This is a genomic window from Pseudomonas sp. NGC7, from assembly GCF_047159675.1.
Lineage (GTDB): Bacteria > Pseudomonadota > Gammaproteobacteria > Pseudomonadales > Pseudomonadaceae > Aquipseudomonas > Aquipseudomonas kermanshahensis.
In genome coordinates, this window is the sequence record NZ_BAAFZY010000001.1 from 1,563,024 (window position 1) to 1,585,430 (window position 22,407).

Below are 22,407 nucleotides of genomic sequence, written 5' to 3' on the forward strand. Positions count from 1 at the left end.
AGAAGCCCATGGCTGAATCAATGACCCGTAGCAACCCGCCCGGCGAGCGGGAGCTCGACGAACTGCTGATCGACGCCGAAGCCGATGACGAGCAGGTGCAGCAACAGCCTGTGCTGCTGCGCCGGCCCTGGCTGTTGCTGCTGGGCCTGGTACTGGTGGCGCTGAACCTGCGGCCGGCCTTGTCGAGCATGGCGCCGGTGCTGGGCCTGGTGTCCGAAGGCCTGGGTTTGAGCGCCTCACAGGCTGGCTTGCTGACCACCTTGCCGGTGCTGTGCCTGGGCCTGTTCGCGCCACTGGCGCCGGTGCTGGCGCGGCGTTTTGGCAGTGAACGGGTGATCCTCGGCATTCTCCTGACCTTGGCCTTGGGTATTGCAGTGCGCAGTGCCTTTGGGGTGGCCGGGGTGTTCCTGGGCAGCCTCATGGCCGGCGCCAGCATTGGCATTATCGGCGTGCTGTTGCCGGGCATCGTCAAGCGCGACTTCCCACAGCATGCCGGCACCTTGACCGGGGTCTACACCATGGCGCTGTGCCTGGGGGCGGCCATGGCGGCCGGCGCCACGGTGCCCCTGGCCCAGCACTACGAAGGCAACTGGGCGCTGGGGCTGGGCTTCTGGGCCGTGCCGGCACTGTTGGCCATGTTGGTCTGGCTGCCGCAGGCGCGCCAGGGGCATGGCCTGCACAAGGTTGCCTATCGAGTGCGTGGCCTGTGGCGTGACCCACTGGCCTGGCAGGTGACCTTGTACATGGGCCTGCAATCGTCGCTGGCCTATATCGTCTTCGGTTGGTTGCCTTCGATTCTGATGGGTCGTGGTCTGAGCCCAACCGAGGCGGGGCTGGTGCTGTCGGGCTCGGTGATCGTGCAATTGATCAGCTCGCTCAGTGCGCCCTGGCTGGCCACGCGCGGCAAGGACCAGCGCTTGGCCATCGTGATTGTCATGCTGGTGACCCTGGCCGGGCTGTTTGGCTGTCTGTATGCGCCTATTTCCGGGCTGTGGGGGTGGGCGGTGCTGCTGGGCCTGGGGCAGGGTGGGACGTTTGCCCTGGCGTTGACGTTGATCGTGCTGCGCTCCAAAGACGCCCATGTGGCGGCGAACCTGTCGAGCATGGCGCAAGGGGTGGGTTACACACTGGCGTCGATGGGGCCGTTTGCGGTGGGGTTGGTGCATGACCTGACCGGTGGCTGGGCGGCACTGGGGTGGATCTTTGCCGTGCTAGGCCTGGGTGCCATTGTTTTCGGGCTTGGGGCTGGGCGGGCGTTGCATGTGCAGGTGACCAGCGAAAAAGTCTGAGACTGATTGTGCCAGTGCCGGGCCATTCGCGGGACAAGCCCGCTCCCACAGGATGGGAGTGCTTTCAGGGCTGCGGGCTCCTGTGGGAGCGGGCTTGTCCCGCGAATGGGCCGGCACTGGCGTAAGCGCATCGAGCAGATTATCGTGCACCTTTCGATCCCAGGATGGACCTGCACCATGAGCGACGCCAACCGCGACCTGATCACCCGCTTCTACCAGGCCTTCCAGCGGCTGGATGCCGAGGCCATGGTGGCTTGTTACAGCGACGATATCGTCTTCAGCGACCCGGTCTTCGGTACCCTGCGCGGCAAGGATGCAGGCGACATGTGGCGGATGCTCACCACCCGCGCCAAGGACTTCACCCTGACCTTCGACAACGTCCGTGCGGACGAACGCGGTGGCAGTGCGCACTGGGTCGCGACCTACCTGTTCAGCCAGACCGGCCGTACTGTGGTCAACGCTATCCAGGCACGTTTCGTCATTCGCGATGGCTTGATTTGCCAGCATGACGACAGCTTCGACCTTTGGCGCTGGTCGCGTCAGGCATTGGGGGCGCCCGGGGTGCTGCTCGGCTGGTCGCCGCTGATTCAGAACAAGGTACGCCAGCAGGCGTTCAAAGGCCTGCGGGCGTTTCAGCACAGCCAAGGCAACTAACGGAAAGAGCAGGCGTCGTGAGTGAAGCAGTGCCGGATCAGGCAGTAAAACCTTGGTATGTCTACCTGGTGCGGGCGGCCAATGGGTCGCTGTATTGCGGGATCAGTGATGACCCGCAGCGGCGCTTTCTGGCGCATCAGAAAGGGCAGGGGGCGCGGTACTTCAAGACCAGCCCGGCGCAGGCGCTGGTGTATGTCGAGCAGTGGCCCGACAAAGGCGAAGCGCTGCGCCAGGAGCGGCTGGTGAAGCGGCTGCGTAAATCGGCCAAGGAGGCGCTGGTGGCCTCGTTCAGCAACCCCTAGGGCGCGCTACGCGCCCCAGGCGGTATCAGTCCTTGCGCCGCTTCAGCTGATCGATCAACTGCGTCGGCAGCCCCTTGATGATCAAGGTCCCCGCCACCTCGTCATACTCCACCTTGTCGCCCAGCAGGTGCGCCTCGAAGCTGATCGACAGCCCCTCGGCACGGCCAGTGAAGCGGCGGAACTGGTTGAGGGTGCGTTTGTCTGCAGGGATCTCCGGCGACAGGCCGTAGTCTTTGTTGCGGATGTGGTCGTAGAACGCTTTCGGGCGGTCTTCATCGATCAGGCTGGACAGTTCTTCAAGGGTCACCGGCTCGCCCAGCTTGGTTTGGGTGGTGGCGTAGTCGACCAGGGTCTGGGTCTTCTCGCGGGCCGATGCCTCCGGCAAGTCTTCGCTTTCGACGAAGTCGCTGAAGGCCTTGAGCAGGGTACGGGTTTCACCTGGGCCGTCGACGCCCTCCTGGCAGCCGATGAAGTCACGGAAGTAGTCGGAGACCTTCTTGCCGTTCTTGCCCTTGATGAACGAGATGTACTGCTTGGAATTCTGGTTGTTCTTCCACTCGGACAGGTTGATGCGCGCCGCCAGGTGCAGTTGGCCGAGGTCCAGGTGGCGCGATGGCGTCACGTCGAGGTCCGCGTTCACCGCCACGCCTTCGCTGTGGTGCAGCAGGGCGATCGCCAGGTAATCGGTCATGCCTTGCTGGTAGTGGGCGAACAGGATGTGCCCGCCGGTGGACAGGTTGGACTCTTCCATCAGCTTTTGCAGGTGTTCGACGGCGATGCGGCTGAACGCCGCGAAGTCCTTTTCTGCTTCCAGGTACTGCTTCAACCAGCCACTGAGCGGGTAGGCACCCGATTCGCCGTGGAAGAAGCCCCACGCCTTGCCTTGCTTGGCGTTGTAGCTGTCGTTGAGGTCGGCCAGCAGGTTTTCGATGGCATCGGAGGCGCCCAGTTCGGTATCGCGTGCGTGCAGCACGGCGGGGCTGCCATCGGGCTTCTTGTCGATCAGGTGAACGATACAATGACGGATAGGCATGAAGTCCTCGGCGAGTCTGGGGGCGGTGCACGGCCGCGCTGCAAAAGTCGTCCAGTTTACCCCAGAGACAAGGTGATGCAGTGGCCGGATGTTGGCAGAAATGCCGGTTGTTCGTTTTTTGTTCAGTTTTGTGCGTTTTAAGCTAAAACCCCCGAAAAACCTGCATTAAATCGAAGTGCGCAGCGGATATTTATCCATTCCTGTGGTAGCTTTGCGCGGTCTTGCGCCCCTCGCGTGGCGCATTGCTGGCAGCACGCTAGCGTCGTGTCGAACCAAACGCCGATTTACGTATCTACATACGCGATTGGCGCGGCCCTCCAGAATTCAGGGGCTGGCCCGATAACGTCGTAGCTCGCTGCTTAACTACTGAATTTGATAGGGAAGGAACATCACCATGGCATTGACCAAAGACCAACTGATTGCCGACATCGCCGAATCGATCGCCGCGCCAAAAGCCACCGCCAAAAACGCACTGGAGCAACTGGGCCAGATCGTTGCTGACCAACTGGAAAACGGCGCTGAAATCACCCTGCCAGGCATCGGCAAGCTGAAAGTCTCCGAGCGTCCTGCCCGTACCGGCCGCAACCCTTCGACTGGCGCTGCCATCGAAATCGCTGCCAAGAAAGTCGTCAAGTTCGTGCCAGCCAAAGTGCTGACCGACGCCATCAACAAGTAATTGTTGACGCTGTGACGAAACCGCGCCCGGGCTTGCCCGGGCGCGGTTTTTTTCAGCCTTGTGTTTTACGCCGTGCGTGCCAGGCCTGGCGCGCGTTGTCGTCCTGGAAGCTCCAGGCGACCATGCGGCTCTGCTTCTGCCCTTGGCCCATCTCGATGATGCGCACGGCCTTGGCGCCCGCTTTTTTCAGCGCAGCCTCGATGCCTGGCAGGTTGCTGGCCTTGGACACCAGGCTGGTGAACCACAGCACGCTTTCGGCGTACTGCGCGCTTTCCCCGACCAGTTGCGTCACGAAGCGGATCTCGCCGCCCTCACACCACAGTTCGTTGTTCTGGCCGCCGAAATTGAGCACGGGCAGTTTGCGCTTGGGGTCCTGCTTGCCCAGGTTTTTCCACTTGCGCTGGCTGCCGCGGGTGGCTTCATCGCGTGAGGCATGGAAGGGCGGGTTGCACAGGGTCAGGTCGAAGCGCTCGTCCGCCTGCAACAGGCCGCTGAGAATGTGCGTGCGGTTGGCCTGCTGGCGCAGGGTAATGGCCTTGCTCAGGCCATTGGCCTGGACGATGGCCTTGGCCGACGCCAGCGCCACAGGGTCGATATCCGACCCCAGGAAGCGCCAGCGGTAGTCGCTGTGGCCGATCAGCGGGTAGATGCAGTTGGCACCCACGCCGATGTCCAATGCGCGCACCTGGGCGCCCTTGGGGATCTCACCCGCATTGTCTTCGCCCAGCAGGTCGGCGAGCACATGGATGTAGTCGGCGCGACCGGGGATGGGCGGGCACAGGTAGTCGGCGGGGATGTCCCAGTGCTGGATACCGTACTGGGCCTTGAGCAAGGCGCGGTTGAACACCCGTACCGCCTCGGGGTTGGCGAAGTCGATGCTGGGTTTGCCGTGCGGGTTGGTGATGGTGAAGCGGGCCAGGTCAGGGTGGGCCTTGATCAGGCTGGGGAAGTCGTAGCGACCCTGGTGGCGGTTGCGCGGGTGCAGGGTGGGTTTCTGGTTCATGGTCAGGTCCGGTGCTGCAGGCCTTGGGGCTGCTGTGCAGCCCTTTCGCGACACAAGGCCGCTCCTACAGAATAGCGGCGCCTTTCAAACCGGCGCCGTCTCTGTAGGAGCGGCCTTGTGTCGCGAAAGGGCCGCACAGCGGCCCCATCGGTCTATCAGATTGTTACAGCGCTGCAATCCGCGCATGCTGCTCGGTGAAGTTGGCCAGGGCCTGTTCGGACTCTGCCAGCTTGGCGCGTTCCTTCTCGATCACCGCAGGCGGTGCCTTGTCGACGAAGGCAGCGTTGGACAGCTTGCCGCCCACGCGCTGGACTTCACCCTGCAGACGCTGGATCTCCTTGTTCAGGCGAGCCAGTTCGGCGTCCTTGTCGATCAGGCCGGCCATCGGCACCAGTACCTGCAGATCACCCACCAGTGCGGTGGCCGACAGTGGCGCTTCGTCGGCATCGCCAAGCACGGTGAACGACTCGACCTTGGCCAGTTTCTTCAGCAGGGCTTCGTTTTCCTGCAGGCGGCGCTGGTCGTCGGCATTGGCGTTTTTCAGGAACAGAGGCAACGGCTTGCCCGGGCCGATGTTCATTTCGGCGCGGATGTTGCGCAGGCCGACCATCAGCTCCTTGAGCCACTCGATGTCACCTTCGGCAGCGGCATCAATGCGGCTTTCATTGGCCACCGGCCACGGCTGCAGCATGATGGTCTTGCCCTGAATGCCAGCCAGCGGCGCGATGCGCTGCCAGATTTCTTCAGTGATGAACGGCATGAACGGGTGCGCCAGGCGCAGGGCCACTTCCAGCACGCGCACCAGGGTGCGACGGGTGCCACGGGCGCGCTCGACCGGGGCGTTCTCGTCCCACAGCACAGGCTTGGAGAGTTCCAGGTACCAGTCGCAATACTGGTTCCAGATGAACTCATACAGGGCCTGGCTGGCCAGGTCGAAGCGGAACTGCTCCAGCTGGCGGGTCACTTCGGCTTCGGTACGCTGCAGTTGCGAGATGATCCAGCGGTCGGCCAGCGACAGCTCGTAGGCTTCGCCGTTCTGGCCGCAGTCCTCGCCCTTGTCCAGCACGTAGCGGGCGGCGTTCCAGATCTTGTTGCAGAAGTTGCGGTAGCCTTCGACGCGGCCCATGTCGAACTTGATGTCGCGGCCGGTCGAGGCCAGCGAGCAGAACGTGAAGCGCAGGGCGTCGGTGCCGTAGCTGGCGATGCCGTCCGGGAACTCGGCCTTGGTCTGCTTGGCGATCTTCTCGGCAAGCTTGGGCTGCATCATGCCGCTGGTGCGTTTTTCCAACAGGGCGTCGAGGGTGATGCCGTCGACGATGTCCAGCGGGTCCAGGACGTTACCCTTGGACTTGGACATCTTCTGGCCCTGGCCATCGCGCACCAGGCCGTGCACGTACACGGTCTTGAACGGAACCTGCGGGGTGCCGTCCTCGTTCTTGATCAGGTGCATGGTCAGCATGATCATGCGCGCAACCCAGAAGAAGATGATGTCGAAGCCGGTGACCAGCACATCGGTGGAGTGGAACTTCTTGAGGAACTCGGTCTGTTCTGGCCAGCCCAGTGTCGAGAAGGTCCACAGGCCCGAGCTGAACCAGGTGTCGAGTACGTCGTCGTCCTGGCGCAGGGCAACATCGGCGCCCAGGTTGTGCTTGGCGCGGACTTCAGCCTCGTCACGGCCGACATAGACCTGGCCGGCCTCGTCGTACCATGCCGGGATGCGGTGGCCCCACCACAGCTGGCGGCTGATGCACCAGTCCTGAATGTCGCGCATCCAGGAGAAATACATGTTCTCGTACTGCTTGGGCACGAACTGGATGCGGCCATCTTCCACGGCGGCGATGGCAGGCTCTGCCAGCGGCTTGGTGGAGACATACCACTGGTCGGTCAGCCAGGGTTCGATGACAGTGCCCGAACGGTCGCCTTTCGGCACTTTCAAGGCGTGGTCGTCGATGCTGACCAGCAGGCCCTGGGCATCAAGGTCGGCGACGATCTGCTTACGCGCGACAAAGCGGTCGAGGGTGGCGTACTGGGCGGGCAGGGTGGTGTCGACCTGCTCGTTGACGCTGCCGTCGAGGTTGAAGGCCTGGGCATTGGCCAGGACCATCGCGTTCTTGTCGAAGATGTTCAGCAGCGGCAGGTTGTGGCGCTTGCCGACTTCGTAGTCGTTGAAGTCGTGTGCCGGGGTGATCTTCACGCAGCCGGTGCCGAATTCCGGGTCGCAGTAGTCGTCGGCGATGATCGGGATGCGGCGGCCGACCAACGGCAGCTCGACGAACTTGCCGATCAGGGCCTGGTAGCGCTCGTCGTTCGGGTTGACCGCGACGGCAGCGTCACCCAGCAGGGTTTCCGGACGCGTGGTGGCAACCACCAGGTAGTCCTTGCCTTCGGCGGTCTTGGCGCCGTCGGCCAACGGGTAGCGCAGGTTCCACAGGTGGCCCTTCTCGTCGTGGTTTTCCACTTCGAGGTCGGAGATGGCCGTGTGCAGCTTGGTGTCCCAGTTGACCAGGCGCTTGCCGCGGTAGATCAGGCCGTCTTCGTGCAGGCGCACGAAGGCTTCCTTGACGGCTTCGGACAGGCCGTCGTCCATGGTGAAGCGCTCACGGCTCCAGTCGACCGACGAGCCCAGGCGACGGATCTGACGGCTGATGTTGCCGCCGGACTGGTCCTTCCACTCCCAGACTTTTTCCAGGAACTGTTCCCGGCCCAGGTCATGACGGTTCTGGCCTTTGGCTTCGAGTTGGCGCTCGACCAGCATCTGCGTGGCGATACCGGCGTGGTCGGTGCCCGGCTGCCACAGGGTGTCGCGACCCTGCATGCGGCGGAAACGGATCAGGGCGTCCATGATCGCGTTGTTGAACCCATGGCCCATGTGCAGGCTGCCGGTGACGTTCGGCGGCGGGATCATGATGGTGTAGGACTCACCTGCACCTTGTGGAGCGAAATAGTTCTCGGACTCCCAGGTGTTGTACCAGGAAGTTTCGATGGCGTGCGGCTGGTAGGTCTTATCCATGCGCGGCGGGACCCTGTGCATTTATTCGGGAAAGCCGAAAAGTATAACGAAGGCACAGGGTTTAGGCGACAGGCCGGGGGCTGCTTTGCAGCCCTTTCGCGACACAAGGCCGCGCCCACAGGCACCGCGATCCCTGTAGGAGCGGCCTTGTGCCGCGAATGGGCCGCAAAGCGGCCCCGAAATATCACTCAGAACGCTTGATCAAGCGCTCGATACGCGCATCCAGCCGGCGCTTGATTTCGTTCTCGATATGCGGGGTAAAGTCATTGATCACGTCTTGCATGATCGCCTGCGCTGCGGCGCGCAGCTCGCTTTCCAGGTGCAGCAAGGTGTCCTGGCGGCGGGTTTGCGGGTCTTCCTCAGGGGCTGCGGCGATCGGCTCGACGGCCGGCACGGCGTTGCCGCCGGGCTCGTCCAGCAACAGTGGAATCTGCTCCACCGTCTCGGTCAGCAGCGGCGGTTGCAGGTCGGCGTCGCCAAGCAACTGGCGGATCGACTCGAGGTCATCGAGCAGATGGGCGGAGTCGGGTAAAGGGGAAGGCTTGTCCATCGTCGTCAAAGTCGCTGTAAGCGGTGGTCTTGCAGAGCATAGCCCTGTTCGCGGTAGAAACGGAACCGCTCACGGGCCGATTGGCGGATGCCTGGCTCCTCGACGACGATCTCGGCCACCCGTTCGAACTGGCCGACGAACGCGGGCACGCCAGCGCCCAGGTTGATCAGCAGGTCACTGTGTTGCCCGGCATCTTCAGCAATCCCTAAGGCCACCGTGGCATCCGCGTGCAACTCCGCGAGGTCGTGGGGCACGAAGGCTTCGCCCTTGAAGTGCCAGAGGCGTTGGTCCAGTTCGCTGCGCTGTTCGGCATCCTGGCAATGCAGGTAGACCCGGTGGCCGAGGCGCCAGGCTTTTTCGCACAGCTTGCAGGCGAAATCGAGCCGCGCCGACAAGGCGTCGGTGGGCAGGATGTAAAAATCGACTTTGCTCATGGTGGTCTCTGCCGGCCGGTGGCGCGCGAGGCGCCACCGGCCTCAAGGCATCAGGCGCCAGCGCGGTCCAGCAGGTACTGGGTCAGCAGCGGGACCGGTCGGCCAGTGGCGCCCTTGTCCTTGCCACCGCTGATCCAGGCCGTGCCGGCGATGTCCATGTGCGCCCAGTTGTAGGCCTTGGCGAAGCGCGACAGGAAGCAGCCTGCGGTGATGGTGCCGGCCTTCGGCCCACCGATGTTGCCCATGTCGGCGAACGGGCTGTCCAGTTGTTCCTGGTACTCGTCGAACAGCGGCAGCTGCCAGGCACGGTCGTCGGCGCGCTTGCCGGCATCCAGCAGTTGGCCGACCAGGTCGTCGTTGTTGCCCATCAGGCCCGAGGTGTGGCTACCCAGGGCGACGATGCAAGCGCCGGTCAGGGTGGCGATGTCGATCACCGCCTGGGGCTTGAAGCGTTCGGCGTAGGTCAGGGCGTCGCACAGCACCAGGCGGCCTTCGGCGTCGGTGTTGAGGATTTCGACGGTCTGGCCGCTCATGGTGGTGACGATGTCGCCCGGGCGGGTAGCGCCGCCGCTCGGCATGTTTTCAGCGCAGGCCAGCAGGCACACCAGGTTGATCGGCAGCTGCAGTTCGAGCACCGCACGCAGGGTGCCGAACACGCTGGCGGCGCCACACATGTCGTATTTCATCTCGTCCATGCCGGCGCCTGGCTTGAGGCTGATGCCACCGGTGTCGAAGGTGATGCCCTTGCCCACCAGCACGAACGGCTTGTCTGCCTTCTTGCCGCCCTGGTAATTGAGGACGATCAGGCGTGGCGGCTGGTCGCTGCCCTGGCCCACGGCGTAGAACGCGCCCATGCCCAGGTCTTTGATCTTTTTCTCGTCGAGCACTTCGACCTTGAGGCCTTTGTGCGCCTTGCCCAGCTCCTTGGCCTGTTCGGCGAGGAAGGTTGGGTGGCACAGGTTGGGCGGCAGGTTGCCCAGGTCGCGGGTGAAGGCCATGCCGGTGGCAATCGCCGTGGCGTGCTTGACGGCACGCTCGACCTCGGCCAGGCCGGCCTTGTCGGCCAGCAGGGTGACCTTTTTCAGGGCGCGTGGCTCGGCCTTTTGGCTTTTGAAACGGTCGAACACGTATTCGCCGTCTTGCAGGGTCTCGGCCAGCAGGCGGTACTTGCCGTAGTGGGCGTCGCGGTTGCTGACGGCGATATCATCCAGGGCGAGCACGGCGTCGCCACCGTTGAGGCCTTTCAGCACGCCGGCGACGCTGGCCACCAGTTTGCGCCAGGCGCGGTCGCCCAGGGCTTCGTCCTTGCCGCTGCCAACCAGCAGCACGCGTTCGGCCTTCAGGCCTGGCAGGCTGTGCAGCAGCAGGGTCTGCCCCGGTTTACCGGCCAGGTCGCCACGTTTGAGCACGGCGCTGATGGCACCTTCGCAGGCTTGGTCGACGGCCTTGGCAACAGCGCCGAGCTTGCGGCCTTCACCTACCGGTACAACCAGCGTGGCGGTTTTTACGGATGCAGCAGCTACGCTTTTTACAACCAGTTCCATGTCAGGGTCCCCGAATGATCGATACAGTTGGCGCTTTGCATTCAAGCGCTCTGGGCGGGCCAGGCCGCGTGGTCGCGTACCCGTGGAAAAGCTGCCAGTTTGAGCCTGCGGCCAGCGTGCTGACAACCCTGTTTTGCGGCTTCATGCGCGGCCAAGTGACAGGGGCGGTCAATCACAGGATAATGCGCGCACTTTACATGGAGGTTCGCCTGTGGCGAACCGACATTGGTCTTGGCTGTACTAAGTCATTGTTTGGCGCCAATGTTTGGCAGTCCGCCCTGACAACCCAGGAGTGTCTGGTTTGATCGTCTTTCGTTATCTGTCCCGCGAGGTCCTGGTGACCTTGAGCGCCGTCAGCGCCGTGCTGCTGGTGATCATCATGAGTGGGCGTTTCATCAAGTACCTGGCCCAGGCGGCGCAGGGCGTGCTCGACCCGAGCGTGCTGTTCCTGATCATGGGCTTCCGCCTGCCGGGTTTCTTGCAACTGATCCTGCCTTTGGGGCTGTTCCTCGGCATTTTGCTGGCCTACGGCCGTTTGTACCTGGAAAGCGAAATGACCGTGCTGTCGGCCACGGGCATGAGCCAGCAGCGCCTGCTGGGCCTGACCATGGCACCCGCCGCCCTGGTGGCCTTGCTGGTTGCCTGGCTGAGCCTGAGCCTGGCGCCCCTGGGCGTGGCCCAGGTGCAGCAGATCATCAGCCAGCAGGATGCCCTGACCGAGTTCGACACCCTGGTGCCTGGGCGTTTCCAGACCCTGCGTGATGGCTCACGGGTGACCTACACCGAGCAGCTGTCGGACGACCGCATCAACCTTGGTGGCGTGTTCATCTCCGAAAAACGCTTCAACCAGGACAAAACCAAGGACCGCGCCCCGTCGGTACTGGTCGCCGAAAAAGGCCACCAGGAAGTGCAGGCCGATGGTAACCGCTACCTGGTGCTGGAAAACGGCTACCGCTACGACGGCAACCCTGGTCAGGCCGATTACCGTGCCATCAAGTACGACACCTATGGCGTACTGCTGCCCAAGCCTGAAGTCAGCGAGGAAGTGACCGAGCGCGAAGCTATTCCGACTTCGCAATTGTTCGGCCAGGAGGGCTTGCGCGAACGCGCCGAGCTGCAATGGCGGTTGTCGTTGCCGATCCTGGTCTTCGTCGTGACCCTGTTGGCAGTGCCGCTGTCGCGGGTCAACCCACGCCAGGGGCGCTTCCTCAAGTTGCTGCCGGCGATTCTTCTGTACATGGCCTACCTGACAATGCTGATTTCCGTACGCGGCGCCCTCGAGAAGGGCAAATTGCCGATCGCCCTGGGCATGTGGTGGGTGCACGGCCTGTTCTTGCTGATCGGGCTTGGGCTGATGTACTGGGAACCGCTGAGCCTCAAACGCGCTGCCCGTCGTGCGGAGGTGGCCCGTGGTTAAACTGGATCGCTACATCGGCATGAGCGTGCTCATGGCCATTTTGGCCGTGCTGGGGATCATCCTCGGCCTGGCTTCGCTGTTCGCCTTCATCGATGAGATGAGTGACCTGAGCGACACCTACACGGTGATGGATGCCGGCTGGTTCACGCTGCTGACCGCTCCGCGCCGTTTGTATGACATGTTGCCGATGGCGGCATTGATTGGCTGCCTGATCGGCCTGGGCAGCCTGGCCAGCAGCAGCGAACTGACCATCATGCGCGCTGCTGGTGTATCCATCGGCCGTATTGTCTGGGCGGTCATGAAGCCGATGCTGGTGCTGATGCTGGTGGGCGTGTTGATTGGCGAGTACGTGGCGCCGGTCACCGAAAACAAGGCCCAGGCCGACCGTTCCCTGGCCCAGGGTGGCGGTGAGGCGCAGAGCTCCAAGCGGGGTATGTGGCACCGTCAGGGCGAAGAGTTCGTGCACATCAACGCCGTGCAGCCCAATGGTTTGTTGCTGGGCGTGACCCGCTACCGTTTCGACAGTGAGCGCAAGATCGTCACCTCCAGCTTCGCCCGCCGGGCGCAGTACAACGACGACCACTGGCAGCTCAGCGATGTGAGTACCACGTATTTCCGTGGTGACCACACCGAAGTGGTGAAGACGCCGGAAGAACGCTGGGACGTTTCGGTCACGCCGCAACTGCTCAATACCGTGATCCTGGCGCCGGAATCGCTGTCCATTACCGGCTTGTGGGAGTACATCCACTACCTGTCCGACCAAGGCTTGAACAATGCCCGCTACTGGCTGGCGTTCTGGACCAAGGTGTTGCAGCCGGCCGTGACCGCGGCACTGGTGCTGATGGCGATTTCCTTCATCTTCGGCCCCCTGCGCTCGGTGACCCTCGGCCAGCGGGTATTCACCGGTGTGCTGGTGGGCTTCGTGTTCCGCATCGCGCAGGACCTGCTAGGCCCTTCGAGCCAGGTGTTCGGGTTCCCGCCGTTGCTGGCGGTCGTGATACCGGCCGGGATCTGCGCACTGGCAGGGTTGTGGTTACTCCGCCGAGCGGGTTGAGGGTTTGATCGATGTACAAAAGCCGACCTCAGGGTCGGCTTTTTTGAGGGTTCAATTCTGTCTTTAGGCGTGTGCTTGACCTTGGCCTGTAGGCGCAGCCTTGTGCTGCGAAGAGGCCGGGGACAGCACAATCAATCTTGGCTGCTGTCACGGGCCTCTTCGCAGCACAAGGCTGCTCCTACAGAGACGGTGGCCGCATTGAAGAGTGTGCGTAACTGCGCGTCATTTCTTCTGCTTCGGCACCCGCACCAGCTGTGTCTCCGAATAGATGTCATGCCACCCGCGTTTGCGCTTGTCGATCAACGCCCAGAAAAAACCCAACCCCAGGCACAGCCACGACGCGATCGAGACCACGAAGCGCAACAGCGCCTGCCACAGGCTGATGGCACTGCCATCGGTATTCTGCACCCGCACGCCCCACACCTGCATGCCCAGGGTCTGCCCGCCGTGGGTCCAGAATTTGGCAAAGAAACCAAACAGTGCGAACACCAGAATCGTCGACAACAACGGGTCGCCATCCAGCGCCCCGGCATCGGTCAGCTCACGCATGCGGGCCTCGCCGATAATCGCCATCTGGATCATCTTGTAAGCGCCCGCCGTTACGATCAGCAGGGCAGTGCACAGCAAAAAGTCATAGAACATCGCCGCCAGCCGGCGGCCTAGACCAGCGGGCGGAAAGTCACCCTGAGGCAAGAGGGGAGGCTTGGACATTACGCTGCAGCTCCAGATGGCAAAGGCCCATTTTAGGGAACTGCGGGCAAAAAAAAGCCCCTGCGCGTCAACGCAGGGGCTCTTTTTTAGGGATTATCAGGCTTCGGCCTGGACTTCGTCAGCCTGCATGCCTTTTTGGCCTTGAACGGCTACGAAGGTAACCTTCTGGCCTTCTTTCAGGCTTTTGAAGCCGTTGCCTTGAATGGCACGGAAGTGTACGAACAGATCCGGACCGCTGTCTGGAGTGATGAAACCGTAACCTTTCTCGTCATTGAACCACTTGACGGTACCGTTCTGACGCTGTGTCATTTTCTTATTTCCTATGAATCTATTAATTTGATAACAGTTACTTTCACATCGTTATTGAATGAAAGCTGACTGGGCTGGGTTGCTGGAAAGTAAGAGACGTCGAACGGGTTGTAGCAGATTGCGGCTACTGGCCCAGGTCACGAACTGTTGCGACCCATGCAAACACAGTGCAGTGACTCTACGCCAACTCCTGCGCGAAAAACAAGCCCTTGCTCGTCAGGAAAACTGGGCTTTTGCCGATAGCCGAACAATTTGTCGCAAACGGCATGGCGCCTGGGCTGGCGCCATGTTCGTTCGTTATTGAACAGGTTCGAAATCGAATAGGGCGAGCCTGTTCACCGACCTCATGTTCTGCATTCAGCCACGGTAGTAACGTTGCGGTACGAAAGGCATTTTGCTGACTTTCAAGGCAACCTTCTTGCCCCGTACCAATGCAAACAGTGATGTGTCTAGCGCGCCATGTTCGATATCGACATAACCCATTGCAACCGGTGCGCCAAGTGTTGGGCCAAAGCCACCACTGCAGACTTTGCCCACCGGGTTACCGTATGCATCGACAATCTCTGCGCTTTCTCGTACCGGTGTACGTTCTTGCGGCAGCAAGCCGACACGCTTTTGTTTTACACCGTGCTGCTGCTGGCCAAAGATGATGTCAGCACCGGGGAAGCCGCCAGCACGTTCGCCGTCGGCGCGGCGCACTTTCGAGATGGCCCACAGCAGGCTGGCCTGAATCGGCGTGGTCTGGGTGTTCATGTCGTGGCCATAGAGGCACAGGCCGGCTTCCAGGCGCAGCGAGTCGCGCGCACCCAGGCCGATTGGTTGCACTTCGGGCTCGGCCAGCAGGCGGCGGGCCAGGGCGTCGGCGGCGTTGGCCGGCACCGAAATTTCGTAACCGTCTTCACCGGTGTAACCTGAACGGCTGACGTAGCAGTCTTCGCCGAGCAGGGTGACCGGGCGGAACTGCATGAAGGTCATGCCAGCCACTTCCGGGGCCAGGCGTTCCAGCACCTTGACCGCCGCCGGGCCTTGCAGGGCCAGCAGCGCGCGGGCCTCGAACAGCGGCTGAATCTCGCAGCGGCTGCCGATGTGTTTTTGCAGGTGGGCCAGGTCCTGGTCCTTGCAGGCGGCGTTCACCACCAGGAACAGCACGTCATCGCCCAGGTTGGCGACCATCAGGTCGTCGAGGATGCCGCCTTGTTCGTTGGTGAACATGGCATAGCGCTGCATGCCCACTGGCAGGTCGATGATGTCCACGGGCACCAGGCTTTCCAGCGCCTTGGCAGCGTCGCTGCCGCGCAGGATGATCTGGCCCATGTGCGAGACGTCGAACAGGCCTGCCTGCTCGCGGGTGTGCAGGTGCTCCTTAAGCACGCCCAGCGGGTATTGCACCGGCATGTCATAGCCGGCGAATGGCACCATGCGCGCGCCCAGCTCGAGGTGCAGGGCGTGCAGCGGGGTCTTGAGCAGTGTTTCGGACATCAGTGACTCCTTGGTGTTGTTATCGGGTCAACACTCGATGATGTTGACGGCCAGACCGCCGCGGGCGGTCTCCTTGTATTTGCTTTTCATGTCGGCGCCAGTCTGGCGCATGGTGCGGATGACCTTGTCGAGCGAGACGAAGTGCTGCCCGTCACCGCGCAAGGCCATGCGCACGGCGTTGATCGCCTTCACCGAGCCCATGGCGTTGCGTTCAATGCAGGGCACTTGAACCAACCCACCAATCGGGTCGCAGGTCAGGCCCAGGTTGTGTTCCATGCCGATCTCGGCGGCGTTCTCGACCTGTTGCACGCTACCGCCCATGACTTCGCACAGGGCTCCGGCGGCCATCGAGCAGGCCACGCCAACTTCGCCCTGGCAGCCAACCTCGGCGCCGGAGATGGAGGCATTTTCTTTGTAGAGAATGCCGATGGCCGCCGCCGTGAGCAGAAAGCGCACCACGCCGTCTTCGCTGGCACCCGGTACAAAGCGCATGTAGTAGTGCAAGACCGCCGGGACGATGCCCGCAGCGCCATTGGTGGGTGCGGTGACCACGCGGCCGCCGTAGGCGTTCTCTTCGTTTACCGCCAGCGCGTAGAGGTTGACCCAGTCGAGCACCGACAGCGCATCGCGCAGGCTGGCTTCCGGGTGTTGGCTGAGTTGCCGGTACAACGCCGGTGCCCGGCGCTTGACCTTGAGCCCACCCGGCAAAATGCCTTCATGGCGGTAACCGGCCTCGACGCAATCCTGCATCACCTGCCAGATACGCAGCAGGCCGGCACGGGTCTCGGCCTCCGGGCGCCAGGCCGCCTCGTTGGCCAGCATCACCTGGCTGATCGACAGGTGTTGCGCGGTGCAGTGCCCGAGCAGCGCCTTGGCGGACTTGAATGGGTAGGGGAGCGGCGTGCTGTCCTCAACGATACGGTCGTGGCCGGCAGCGTCCTCGTCGACCACGAAACCGCCGCCTACCGAGTAGTACTCGCGGCTGCGGATCTGCAGGCCGGCGTGGTCGAAGGCGCGGAAGATCATGCCGTTGGGGTGGTAGGCCAGTGGCTTGCGGATCATCGCCAGGTGCTGCTTTTCGACGAACGCGATGCCGTGTTCGCCGAGCAGGCGCAGGTGGCCGCTGTCGCGGATGGCCTGCAGGCGGGCGGGGATGGCTTCGGTATCGACGGTATCGGGGTGCTCGCCTTCCAGGCCGAGTAACACCGCCTTGTCGCTGCCGTGGCCTTTACCCGTGGCGCCGAGCGAGCCATACAGCTCGGCCTTGACGCTGACCGTGCTGGCCAGCAGGCCGTCGCGGCGCAGGCCTTCGGCAAAACGTGCGGCGGCGCGCATTGGGCCGACCGTGTGGGAGCTGGAGGGGCCGATGCCGATCTTGAACAGGTCGAAGACGCTCAGTGACATGCTGCTTCCTCCGTTTAAACCGTTGGGGCTGCTGCGCAGCCCATCGCCGGCAAGCCAGCTCCCACAGGGATGGCGCATGCCTAGAGGTCTGCGCTGACCTGTGGGAGCTGGCTTGCCGGCGATGGGCCGCGAAGCGGCCCCACGCTATCAGGCGTCCTGGTAGCTCTCGATCGACGGGCAGGCGCAGACCAGGTTGCGGTCGCCGAACACGTTGTCGACCCGGCCGACAGGTGGCCAGTACTTGCTTTCCACCAGGCTCGGCAGCGGGTACACCGCCTGTTCACGGCTGTAGCCGTGGGCCCATTCGCCAACCAGCTCCGCTGCGGTGTGCGGGGCGTTTTTCAGTGGGTTGTCGTCCTTGTCCAGGCTGCCGTTCTCGACGGCGCGAATTTCTTCGCGGATCTGGATCATCGCGTCGCAGAAGCGGTCCAGCTCTTCCTTGGACTCGCTTTCAGTCGGCTCGATCATCAGCGTGCCGGCCACCGGGAAAGACATGGTCGGGGCGTGGAAACCGAAGTCGATCAGGCGCTTGGCCACGTCGTCGACGCTGATACCGCTGGTGTCCTTCAGCGGGCGCAGGTCGAGGATGCACTCGTGGGCAACCAGGCCATTACCACCGGTGTACAGAACAGGATAGTGCTCTTCCAGGCGGCGGGCGATGTAATTGGCGTTGAGGATGGCCATTTGCGACGCGCGCTTGAGGCCGGCACCGCCCATCATGCGGATGTACATCCAGGTGATCGGCAGGATGCTGGCGCTGCCGAACGGTGCGGCGCACACCGCGCCCTGCGGGTTCTCCAGCTGCGCGTGGCCGGGCAGGAACGGCGCCAGGTGCGACTTGACGCCGATCGGGCCGACGCCCGGGCCGCCACCACCGTGCGGAATGCAGAAGGTCTTGTGCAGGTTCAGGTGCGAAACGTCGCCGCCGAACTTGCCAGGGGCACACAGGCCGACCATGGCGTTCATGTTGGCGCCGTCGATGTAAACCTGGCCGCCGTTGTCGTGGATGATCGCGCAGATTTCGCCGATCGCTTCTTCGAACACGCCGTGGGTCGACGGGTAGGTGATCATGATGGCGGCCAGGCGCTCGCGGTGTTCGATAGCCTTGGCGCGCAGGTCCTCGACATCGACGTTGCCACGGGCGTCACAGGCGGTGACCACCACACGCATGCCCGCCATGTTCGCGGTCGCAGGGTTGGTGCCATGGGCCGAAGACGGGATCAGGCAAATGTCACGGTGGCCTTCGCCGCGGCTGCGGTGGTAGGCGCGGATGGCCAGCAGGCCGGCGTACTCGCCCTGGGAACCGGCGTTGGGTTGCAGCGACACCGCGTCGTAACCGGTGGCGGCGCACAGCATGGCTTCCAGCTCGGTGGTCATCTGCAGGTAACCCTGGCTTTGTTCAGCCGGAGCGAACGGGTGCAGGTTGCCGAATTCGGCCCAGGTGACCGGGATCATTTCACTGGCAGCGTTGAGCTTCATGGTGCACGAACCCAGCGGGATCATGCTGCGGTCCAGCGCTAGGTCCTTGTCGGCCAGGCGACGCAGGTAACGCATCAGCTCGGTTTCGCTGTGGTAGCGGTTGAACACCGGGTGTTCGAGGATCGCCGACTGGCGCAGCAGGTTGGCCGGCAGCAGCGAGCCCGTGCTGGCCGCGAGGGCGGCGAAGTCCGGTTGCGGTTGGTCGCCGGCCAGCAGTTGCCAGAGCGCTTCGACATCCGCCTGGGCGGTGGTCTCGTCGAGCGACAGGCCGACGTGGCCAGCGTCGACCTGGCGCAGGTTGATGCGCTGGTCACGGGCTTTGGCATGCAGGCTGGCGGTGGCTTCGCCGGTGGCCAGGGTCAGGGTATCGAAGGCGCTGTCGCCGACGACCTGAACGCCCATGGCCTTGAGGCCGGCGGCGAGGATGGCGGTCAGTGCATGGGTGCGTTGGGCGATGCGCTTGAGGCCGGCCGGGCCGTGGTACACGGCGAACATGCTGGCGATGTTGGCCAGCAGCACCTGGGCGGTGCAGATGTTGCTGGTGGCCTTCTCGCGGCGGATGTGCTGTTCGCGGGTTTGCATGGCCAGGCGCAGGGCGGTTTTGCCGAAGCGGTCGATCGACACGCCGACCAGGCGGCCTGGCATATCGCGCTTGAACGCATCGCGGGTGGCGAAGTAAGCCGCGTGTGGGCCGCCAAAGCCCAGTGGCACGCCAAAGCGTTGGGCGCTGCCGATGGCCACGTCGGCGTCGAACTCGCCTGGTGGGGTCAGCAGGGTCAGGGCCAGCAGGTCGGCAGCCACGGCCACCAGGGCGTTGGCCGCGTGGAAGCGCTGAACCAGGTCGCGGTAGTCGAACACGTCACCGTTGCTGGCCGGGTACTGCAGCAGTGCGCCGAAGAAGGCGCTGACATCGGTCAGTTCGCGTTCGTCGCCCACCACCACGTCGATGCCCAGCGGCTCGGCACGGGTGCGCAGCACGTCGAGGGTTTGCGGGTGGCAGTGGCTGGAGGCGAAGAAGGCGTGGCTGGTCTTGTTCTTCGACAGGCGCTTGCAGAAGGTCATGGCTTCGGCGGCAGCGGTGGCTTCGTCGAGCAACGAGGCGTTGGCGATCGGCAGGCCGGTCAGGTCGCTGATCAGGGTCTGGAAGTTCAACAGCGCTTCCAGGCGCCCCTGGGAAATTTCCGGCTGGTAAGGGGTGTAGGCGGTGTACCAGGCCGGGTTTTCCAGCAGGTTGCGCAGGATCGGTGCCGGGGTGTGGGTGTTGTAGTAACCCTGGCCGATGTAGCTCTTGAACAGCTGGTTGTTGCCGGCGATGGCTTTCAGCGAGGCGAGTGCGTCGGCTTCACTCTGGCCGTCTTCAGCACCGAGCACGCTGGTGCCCTTGATGCTGTCGGGGATGACCGCGGCGGTCATGGCGTCCAAGGAGTCGAAGCCCAGGGTGGCGAGCATGGCCTGTTCGTCAGCGGTGCGTGGGCCGATGTGGCGGGCGATGAATTCGTTGGCGGTGCCGAGGTTGATGGTCATGGTGCGGTTCCTCAGGCGTCGTCGTTGGCTTTGATCAGGCGGTCGTAGGCGTCCTGGTCGAGCAGGGCGGTCACTTCGCTCATGTCGGCCGGGTTGAAGCGGAAGAACCAGCCTTCACCCATCGGGTCTTCGTTGACCAGTTCCGGGCTGCTTTCGAGCTGGCCGTTGACCTCGACCACTTCGCCGGTCAGCGGCATGTACACGCCGCTGGCGGCCTTTACCGATTCGACGGTGGACGCTTCGCTGCCTTTCTCATACTGCTGCAACTCTGGCAGTTGCACGAAGACCACATCGCCGAGGGCGTTCTGGGCGTAGGCGGTGATGCCCACGGTGACGCTGCCGTCAGCTTCGACGCGCAGCCATTCGTGATCTTCAGTAAAACGCAACTCGCTCATGGGAAATCCTCGAAAAGCAGGGCGGTAGGCGTGGTCAGCCACGCACTTGTTGGATTTCCTGTAGCAAAAATGTGGCCAATAAAATAAAACACTTATAAATCAATGGCTTGATCGATTATCGAAGTGCTCGTGAAAACGAGACCGGAATGAAATCGATACAGAAGGTCCACGGCCCAAATCGCCAGTCGTGGCAAACCCTTATAGATACAGATCGGTGTGGGTGTGTATCGATTCCATTACGATGTATTGAAATCAATACACACACGTCATCTAAGCCTAGCGGTCGGCCCTGGCTCAGGCTGGCGACGCTTGGCGCTGTTGCAGGCGCACCGTCAGCATCCCCGACAGCGAGATCAGCCAGAGCACCAGGAACACGCCTGCGATCGCCAGGTTGGACGCCAACGGCAGCGCACTGACGATGCCCGACGCCAGCGACCCGAACACCAGCATCAGGCAGCCTTGCAGGCTTGCCGCTACGCCTGCGCGGTCGGGGAACAGGGACATGGAGCGGGCCATGGCGTTGGAAAAGATAAAGCCCTGGCCGAACGCGACAAGCATGATGCCACCCAGGATGCTGACCAGGTTCAACCCGGCGGGCATGGCGGCGATGCTCAACACACCGAGCAGGAACAGCAGCATGCCCGTCCACATCAACGTGGCCGCCTGGACCCTGCGGATCAACGCGCGATTGACCAGCGTCCCGACCAGATAGCAACTGCCCACCGCCAGTGCCGTGGTGCCGAAGTATTGTGCGTCATGGCCCAGCCGCTCCTGGACGATATGCGGGCCAATCACGTTCCACAGCAGAAACGCCGAGAAACTTGCCCCCAGTACGATGACCGAAGAGCGGAAGCGCCCGTCAGCCAGGATGCACCGGTAGCCCACCAACGTTTGCATGGCACTGCGGCGAGCAGTGGCGGGCAGCGATTCCTTGAGCCCAGCCAGGACGAACGCCATCACGATCACGGCATAGACCGCATACAGGACGAAATTGTAGCGCCACCCCAGGTAGACCTCGATCATGCCGCCCACATAGGGTGCGATGACGGGCCCGAGGCCGAACGCCAGGCTCAGGTAGATGATCGCCACATAAAAGCGCGGGCCCTTGACGATATCGACCAGCAAGGCACGGGCAACCACTTGGCAGGCACCGATCGCAAAACCTTGCAGTGCGCGGGCCACCAACAGCATTTCGATGGAGGTCGAGAAGGTGGCCAGCAGGCTGCCGCTGAGGAACAGCGCCAGGCCCAGGATTACCGCCGGCCTGCGCCCGCGCGCATCGGTCATGATGCCGAAAAATAGCTGGCCGATGGCATAGAACAGCAAGGTGATGGTGATGGTGTTTTGCATGAGCGACGGGCTGGCGCCCAGCTCATGCCCGATTGACGGCATGCTAGGCGCATACAGGTCGATGGCGATCCCCCCGACGCTGTTGATCAGGGGCGCAAGGAACACGATGAAATTCTCGTAACGCTTGTTTGCGTTCATGGTTACCTCCAGTGCTCCGGGCACGGCCATGCCCGGAGCCAGATGTGGTCAGGCGGATGCCTGGCAGGTGAAATGCGGCTGGCTCAGCGCCAGGGCGGGGGCATTGCCCCAGGTACTCGGTGCAGACAGGCGCGAAGCCACCACCCGCGGTCCGTGTTCGTAGTAGTTGCCCCAGTTGACGCCAGGGTCCTTGAGCCTGTTGCGGTCGGCACCGCCCAGGTCCTCAAGGGTGTCTACCAGGGGGATCAGCAGCTGGCGCACCTGCTCGGTCGCGGTCAGCACCACCAAGCCGAAATTTCGCAGGGCCAGTGTCTTGATCACGTTGTTGAGCAAGTACTTCCCGGCCCCACTGCCGCTATGGAACGAGGCGAAGGCGCCCACTTCGGCAATGCGTGCCCGATCGATGTGGTAGCGCTGATCCAGGCTTTGATCCAGGTAGTACTCGCTGAACAGCTTGCCGGAATCGCCGTAGCTGATCCCCGCACAGGCGTAACCTGGGGCCCCACCGTTGGCACCGGTCAGGCAGACGAACAGATCGGGCTGGGGCTCTGGCGTCGCGCCATAGTGCTTGAGGTAGTGGGCACGTACCGCTTCCTGCAGGCATCGATAGCCAGGTCGGCCTTTGTAGAAATTACGCACGATGTACATGGTG

Annotated in this window: 20 protein-coding genes; 6 read left to right on the forward strand and 14 right to left on the reverse strand. The window is 63.0% G+C overall.

Going from position 1 to position 22,407, the window contains the following annotated elements; translation table 11 throughout:
* Positions 1-8: 8 nt before the first annotated feature.
* From ACMCNM_RS07185 to ACMCNM_RS07195, 3 genes are all read left to right on the forward strand, one after another.
* Complete coding sequence (locus ACMCNM_RS07185) at positions 9-1,289, forward strand: CynX/NimT family MFS transporter (RefSeq protein ID WP_412764139.1); 1,281 nt, start codon at positions 9-11, stop codon at positions 1,287-1,289.
* Positions 1,290-1,466: 177 nt separating this feature from the next.
* Positions 1,467-1,943 carry a nuclear transport factor 2 family protein gene (locus tag ACMCNM_RS07190; RefSeq protein ID WP_027595623.1) on the forward strand — a complete coding sequence of 159 codons (477 nt, stop codon included), beginning with the start codon at positions 1,467-1,469 and terminating at the stop codon, positions 1,941-1,943.
* Positions 1,944-1,960: 17 nt separating this feature from the next.
* On the forward strand, positions 1,961-2,245 hold the full coding sequence (locus ACMCNM_RS07195; RefSeq protein WP_085272663.1) for a GIY-YIG nuclease family protein: 285 nt from the start codon (positions 1,961-1,963) through the stop codon (positions 2,243-2,245).
* A 25-nt stretch (positions 2,246-2,270) separates the two neighbouring features.
* On the opposite strand, the gene yejK is transcribed toward ACMCNM_RS07195, so the two are convergent.
* Positions 2,271-3,278: a nucleoid-associated protein YejK gene (yejK, locus tag ACMCNM_RS07200; RefSeq protein WP_027595625.1), complete on the reverse strand. Its 1,008-nt coding sequence runs from the start codon at positions 3,276-3,278 to the stop codon at positions 2,271-2,273.
* Positions 3,279-3,672: 394 nt separating this feature from the next.
* On the opposite strand from yejK, the gene ACMCNM_RS07205 reads away from it, so the two are divergent.
* Positions 3,673-3,954 carry an HU family DNA-binding protein gene (locus tag ACMCNM_RS07205; RefSeq protein WP_003255106.1) on the forward strand — a complete coding sequence of 94 codons (282 nt, stop codon included), beginning with the start codon at positions 3,673-3,675 and terminating at the stop codon, positions 3,952-3,954.
* 52 nt (positions 3,955-4,006) lie between these two features.
* Here the strand turns inward: ACMCNM_RS07205 and rlmF are convergent, their stop codons facing one another.
* From rlmF to ACMCNM_RS07230, 5 genes are all read right to left on the reverse strand, one after another.
* The gene (rlmF, locus tag ACMCNM_RS07210; protein ID WP_412764140.1) at positions 4,007-4,957 is read right to left on the reverse strand and encodes a 23S rRNA (adenine(1618)-N(6))-methyltransferase RlmF; all 951 of its coding nucleotides are present in this window, start codon (positions 4,955-4,957) and stop codon (positions 4,007-4,009) included.
* 163 nt (positions 4,958-5,120) lie between these two features.
* Positions 5,121-7,967, reverse strand: a complete 2,847-nt coding sequence (locus tag ACMCNM_RS07215; protein ID WP_027595627.1) for a valine--tRNA ligase — start codon at positions 7,965-7,967, stop codon at positions 5,121-5,123.
* Positions 7,968-8,151: 184 nt separating this feature from the next.
* Positions 8,152-8,517, reverse strand: coding sequence for a DNA polymerase III subunit chi (locus ACMCNM_RS07220; protein WP_275749327.1), 366 nt, complete (start codon positions 8,515-8,517; stop codon positions 8,152-8,154).
* A gap of 5 nt (positions 8,518-8,522) precedes the next feature.
* On the reverse strand, positions 8,523-8,951 hold the full coding sequence (locus ACMCNM_RS07225; RefSeq protein ID WP_099428403.1) for a DNA polymerase III subunit chi: 429 nt from the start codon (positions 8,949-8,951) through the stop codon (positions 8,523-8,525).
* 50 nt (positions 8,952-9,001) lie between these two features.
* Positions 9,002-10,495, reverse strand: a complete 1,494-nt coding sequence (locus ACMCNM_RS07230) for a leucyl aminopeptidase (protein ID WP_412764141.1) — start codon at positions 10,493-10,495, stop codon at positions 9,002-9,004.
* Positions 10,496-10,796: 301 nt separating this feature from the next.
* Here ACMCNM_RS07230 and lptF point away from each other — a divergent pair, with 301 nt between their 5' ends.
* Complete coding sequence (gene lptF / locus ACMCNM_RS07235) at positions 10,797-11,912, forward strand: LPS export ABC transporter permease LptF (RefSeq protein ID WP_027595632.1); 1,116 nt, start codon at positions 10,797-10,799, stop codon at positions 11,910-11,912.
* Complete coding sequence (gene lptG, locus ACMCNM_RS07240) at positions 11,905-12,966, forward strand: LPS export ABC transporter permease LptG (RefSeq protein WP_099453018.1); 1,062 nt, start codon at positions 11,905-11,907, stop codon at positions 12,964-12,966. Before lptF ends, lptG begins: the two co-directional genes overlap by 8 nt.
* A 222-nt stretch (positions 12,967-13,188) precedes the next feature.
* Here the strand turns inward: lptG and ACMCNM_RS07245 are convergent, their stop codons facing one another.
* From ACMCNM_RS07245 to ACMCNM_RS07280, 8 genes are all read right to left on the reverse strand, one after another.
* Positions 13,189-13,677: an RDD family protein gene (locus tag ACMCNM_RS07245; protein ID WP_099428405.1), complete on the reverse strand. Its 489-nt coding sequence runs from the start codon at positions 13,675-13,677 to the stop codon at positions 13,189-13,191.
* A 96-nt stretch (positions 13,678-13,773) separates the two neighbouring features.
* On the reverse strand, positions 13,774-13,986 hold the full coding sequence (locus tag ACMCNM_RS07250) for a cold-shock protein (RefSeq protein ID WP_186675667.1): 213 nt from the start codon (positions 13,984-13,986) through the stop codon (positions 13,774-13,776).
* 357 nt (positions 13,987-14,343) lie between these two features.
* Positions 14,344-15,468, reverse strand: coding sequence for a glycine cleavage system aminomethyltransferase GcvT (gcvT, locus tag ACMCNM_RS07255; protein ID WP_099453020.1), 1,125 nt, complete (start codon positions 15,466-15,468; stop codon positions 14,344-14,346).
* 24 nt (positions 15,469-15,492) lie between these two features.
* On the reverse strand, positions 15,493-16,869 hold the full coding sequence (locus ACMCNM_RS07260; protein WP_186675668.1) for an L-serine ammonia-lyase: 1,377 nt from the start codon (positions 16,867-16,869) through the stop codon (positions 15,493-15,495).
* 147 nt (positions 16,870-17,016) lie between these two features.
* The gene (gcvP, locus tag ACMCNM_RS07265; RefSeq protein ID WP_412764142.1) at positions 17,017-19,872 is read right to left on the reverse strand and encodes an aminomethyl-transferring glycine dehydrogenase; all 2,856 of its coding nucleotides are present in this window, start codon (positions 19,870-19,872) and stop codon (positions 17,017-17,019) included.
* Between the two features lie 11 nt (positions 19,873-19,883).
* On the reverse strand, positions 19,884-20,267 hold the full coding sequence (gene gcvH / locus ACMCNM_RS07270; protein WP_016501301.1) for a glycine cleavage system protein GcvH: 384 nt from the start codon (positions 20,265-20,267) through the stop codon (positions 19,884-19,886).
* Between the two features lie 294 nt (positions 20,268-20,561).
* Positions 20,562-21,755 carry a multidrug effflux MFS transporter gene (locus tag ACMCNM_RS07275; RefSeq protein WP_186675671.1) on the reverse strand — a complete coding sequence of 398 codons (1,194 nt, stop codon included), beginning with the start codon at positions 21,753-21,755 and terminating at the stop codon, positions 20,562-20,564.
* 48 nt (positions 21,756-21,803) lie between these two features.
* On the reverse strand, positions 21,804-22,403 hold the full coding sequence (locus ACMCNM_RS07280) for a thermostable hemolysin (protein ID WP_412764143.1): 600 nt from the start codon (positions 22,401-22,403) through the stop codon (positions 21,804-21,806).
* Positions 22,404-22,407: the final 4 nt, after the last annotated feature.

What these genes read in the sequence shown, in the direction of transcription:
- ACMCNM_RS07260 (WP_186675668.1), bottom strand. Translation starts at nt 16,869, where the DNA reads ATGTCACTGAGCGTCTTCGACCTGTTCAAGATCGGCATCGGCCCCTCC.
- ACMCNM_RS07230 (WP_412764141.1), bottom strand. Translation starts at nt 10,495, where the DNA reads ATGGAACTGGTTGTAAAAAGCGTAGCTGCTGCATCCGTAAAAACCGCC.
- ACMCNM_RS07190 (WP_027595623.1), top strand. Translation starts at nt 1,467, where the DNA reads ATGAGCGACGCCAACCGCGACCTGATCACCCGCTTCTACCAGGCCTTC.
- yejK (WP_027595625.1), bottom strand. Translation starts at nt 3,278, where the DNA reads ATGCCTATCCGTCATTGTATCGTTCACCTGATCGACAAGAAGCCCGAT.
- gcvP (WP_412764142.1), bottom strand. Translation starts at nt 19,872, where the DNA reads ATGACCATCAACCTCGGCACCGCCAACGAATTCATCGCCCGCCACATC.
- ACMCNM_RS07215 (WP_027595627.1), bottom strand. Translation starts at nt 7,967, where the DNA reads ATGGATAAGACCTACCAGCCGCACGCCATCGAAACTTCCTGGTACAAC.
- ACMCNM_RS07185 (WP_412764139.1), top strand. Translation starts at nt 9, where the DNA reads ATGGCTGAATCAATGACCCGTAGCAACCCGCCCGGCGAGCGGGAGCTC.
- ACMCNM_RS07225 (WP_099428403.1), bottom strand. Translation starts at nt 8,951, where the DNA reads ATGAGCAAAGTCGATTTTTACATCCTGCCCACCGACGCCTTGTCGGCG.
- ACMCNM_RS07220 (WP_275749327.1), bottom strand. Translation starts at nt 8,517, where the DNA reads ATGGACAAGCCTTCCCCTTTACCCGACTCCGCCCATCTGCTCGATGAC.
- ACMCNM_RS07275 (WP_186675671.1), bottom strand. Translation starts at nt 21,755, where the DNA reads ATGAACGCAAACAAGCGTTACGAGAATTTCATCGTGTTCCTTGCGCCC.
- ACMCNM_RS07250 (WP_186675667.1), bottom strand. Translation starts at nt 13,986, where the DNA reads ATGACACAGCGTCAGAACGGTACCGTCAAGTGGTTCAATGACGAGAAA.
- ACMCNM_RS07245 (WP_099428405.1), bottom strand. Translation starts at nt 13,677, where the DNA reads ATGTCCAAGCCTCCCCTCTTGCCTCAGGGTGACTTTCCGCCCGCTGGT.
- rlmF (WP_412764140.1), bottom strand. Translation starts at nt 4,957, where the DNA reads ATGAACCAGAAACCCACCCTGCACCCGCGCAACCGCCACCAGGGTCGC.
- ACMCNM_RS07205 (WP_003255106.1), top strand. Translation starts at nt 3,673, where the DNA reads ATGGCATTGACCAAAGACCAACTGATTGCCGACATCGCCGAATCGATC.
- ACMCNM_RS07280 (WP_412764143.1), bottom strand. Translation starts at nt 22,403, where the DNA reads ATGTACATCGTGCGTAATTTCTACAAAGGCCGACCTGGCTATCGATGC.
- gcvH (WP_016501301.1), bottom strand. Translation starts at nt 20,267, where the DNA reads ATGAGCGAGTTGCGTTTTACTGAAGATCACGAATGGCTGCGCGTCGAA.